This is a genomic window from Nostoc sp. 'Peltigera membranacea cyanobiont' 213 (assembly GCF_002245975.1).
In the GTDB taxonomy this organism is placed as follows: domain Bacteria; phylum Cyanobacteriota; class Cyanobacteriia; order Cyanobacteriales; family Nostocaceae; genus Nostoc.
Genome location: NZ_NOLI01000330.1, coordinates 1 through 2,187, shown reverse-complemented (window position 1 = coordinate 2,187; position 2,187 = coordinate 1). Strand labels below are relative to the sequence as shown.

Below are 2,187 nucleotides of genomic sequence, written 5' to 3'. Positions count from 1 at the left end.
CATAAATACTATTCGCCGACAATTAGTTAAGTACTAATGAACTTGTGACAGTTAGGGTGCGGAATGTGGGGTGTAACTGTCCATTCTTCGGTGAGTGCGATGGATTGCTGGTTAGTTTTTTGGAAAATCAAGATAGCGGTGATGATAGCTCCAGCGATGCCTGCGGCGGTAAACTACGCAGTTAAAATTATGCCAGTTATCCACGATGGCTTCATGTTGCTAGCTCTGTTATTGCAATATAAGAAACCACAATTTTAACCGGGAATATTTCTCCGGGACAGTTGTCACTGTTTGCCGAAAGGAAATGTTAGCTAAAATTTAGCGATTTCAGGCGTGAGCGCTCACTAAAACTTGCTTTTGTTGTTGCGATCGCTTCTAGGGGGTACTTTGTGTCATCGCTCAACTAGGCAATTTTTAGTTGCAGTCTGCTAAAGCTAGATTTTAAACACTAAGTAGACAAAGTAAAAATAAGTTTCTCGGCTCAAAAACTCCATTTGACTGTGAAAACTGCGATAGCGGCTAGTCGGTGTGGGAGACGAATGTGCATCCATCTCTAAACCTCGTGCCATCAATACCGCTCGCTTCATGTGCAATGGATCGCTAACAATGAGAAACTTGTTTAATTGGTGAGCTTTCGCTACTTCCAAAGCATTTTTGAGGTTCTGGTGAGTTGTGCGAGATTGAGTTTCAGTGAGAATATCAGCAGCTTTTACCTGTTGCGCGAGTGCATAATTTCTTCCAACTATAGCTTCAGGTGGTTCATTACTCTCGCCAACTCCGCCAGTAAAAATGATTGTTTTAACAGATCCATTTTTATATAAGTTGATGGCGTGGTTAATTCGCTCTCTGAAAACAGGAGATGGTTCTTCTCCCCAAACTGCCGCTCCTAAAACAATTGCTGCATCTGCCTTGATATTATTAGTACTGCTGCCATATAAATAAATACTTGAGGCAGAAGAAGCGATCGCCAGCAACAAGGCAGATATCAAAGCTAGTGTCACCAAAATTAACCATTTTTTGGAAATTTTGTAATTGAGCATGGGGCGTTGTCTTATTTTTCATTCTTAGTTTCAATATCAAGTTAAGTGCGTAAGTTCTATACTGTTATATGCTTCACCATGAGATGCAGTTGTGAATCTGGTTTCTACCGTGCAATCAAAAACTGCCCTAGACGGAAGCTAGAGCAGTTTTTGATAGAAGTAAATTATATAGGAGACTTTTAGTGTTGTCCCCAGTTTATCCATAATAAATACCGTTATATAATACTATTCACCTCAAGTTTCGTGTTTTACGGAAAAAACGAATAATCTTGAAGTTGGTATTACAAAGTTTAGAAGTCAGCACAAGCCAGCGTATCACAGACGGCATCCGCGAATTTGAGCTTCTTCCTTGGCGGGACAGAGGACATGATTCCTGGTAATGGGTTGCTGGGTAAGGAAATTTGGGGATGAGAAAGTAGCGACACCGGACAGCCCGTCATAGACATCGCTCTTAAAGCAAAGCGTAGCCTGTGTAAGAAAACCCCATTTCTCTCCTGCTGTATGTTTCTTGAGAGACGACAAATCCCTCTTAAGTCATAGATGCATTATGTGCTGTGATAGAGGATTTTTTACTCCTACATGAGTACTCTATTTAGAGTAGACAAAAGAATTGCAAAAGAAATCATAATTTTTCTGCTTTCTAGCTAATTTTCAGTGTATTTTGTTTCAAAATATACAATTCTTCAGGTGATATTGGTAGTAGCTAAATAATCTTAGAATCAGGATGGCAAATATGGATAACATAAAGGAAGTTGATAGTACTAAAAATAAATTGGGTCAGCAGGAAATAGGGGATGAAACTGATATAGATTCATCATCTAACGAACTGATACAGACAAATAAAACAATTAATATAGATGGTCAGCGTCCAGTCGATCCAAGTAATATTGAAATTAAAGAAATAATTAATATAGATGGTGAGCGGCCAATTGGGAAAAATGAAACCGATTATGATAAAACAATTAATATAGATGGTCAACGCCCGATCGGGAAAAGCGCTTTTCAAGAACATGAGATGCTAACTGTAGACGGTAAGCGTCCAATTGACCCTAGCGATTTAGAGGTTGAAGCTGTTATTGACATAGACGGTCAACGTCCGATCGCTAAAAGTAATTTTCTATCTTCAGATACTCTAGAGATAGACGGT

4 protein-coding genes are annotated in these 2,187 nt (G+C 39.2%); 2 read left to right on the top strand and 2 right to left on the bottom strand.

Annotation, left to right across the window (positions count from 1 at the left end; translation table 11 throughout):
* Positions 1-63 precede the first annotated feature (63 nt).
* Complete coding sequence (locus tag CDG77_RS34650) at positions 64-258, top strand: hypothetical protein (RefSeq protein ID WP_094333627.1); 195 nt, start codon at positions 64-66, stop codon at positions 256-258.
* Positions 259-434: 176 nt separating this feature from the next.
* Here the strand turns inward: CDG77_RS34650 and CDG77_RS34645 are convergent, their stop codons facing one another.
* Positions 435-1,040: a YdcF family protein gene (locus tag CDG77_RS34645; protein ID WP_094333626.1), complete on the bottom strand. Its 606-nt coding sequence runs from the start codon at positions 1,038-1,040 to the stop codon at positions 435-437.
* A 290-nt stretch (positions 1,041-1,330) separates the two neighbouring features.
* A complete protein-coding gene (locus CDG77_RS37260) occupies positions 1,331-1,486 on the bottom strand; it encodes a hypothetical protein (protein ID WP_190234163.1) in 156 nt (51 codons plus the stop codon).
* Between the two features lie 287 nt (positions 1,487-1,773).
* Between CDG77_RS37260 and CDG77_RS34640 the strand changes: the two genes are divergently transcribed.
* On the top strand, positions 1,774-2,187 hold a 414-nt coding region (locus tag CDG77_RS34640), incomplete at its 3' end, for a hypothetical protein (protein ID WP_094333625.1).

What these genes read in the sequence shown, in the direction of transcription:
- CDG77_RS34650 (WP_094333627.1), top strand. Translation starts at nt 64, where the DNA reads ATGTGGGGTGTAACTGTCCATTCTTCGGTGAGTGCGATGGATTGCTGG.
- CDG77_RS34645 (WP_094333626.1), bottom strand. Translation starts at nt 1,040, where the DNA reads ATGCTCAATTACAAAATTTCCAAAAAATGGTTAATTTTGGTGACACTA.
- CDG77_RS37260 (WP_190234163.1), bottom strand. Translation starts at nt 1,486, where the DNA reads ATGTCTATGACGGGCTGTCCGGTGTCGCTACTTTCTCATCCCCAAATT.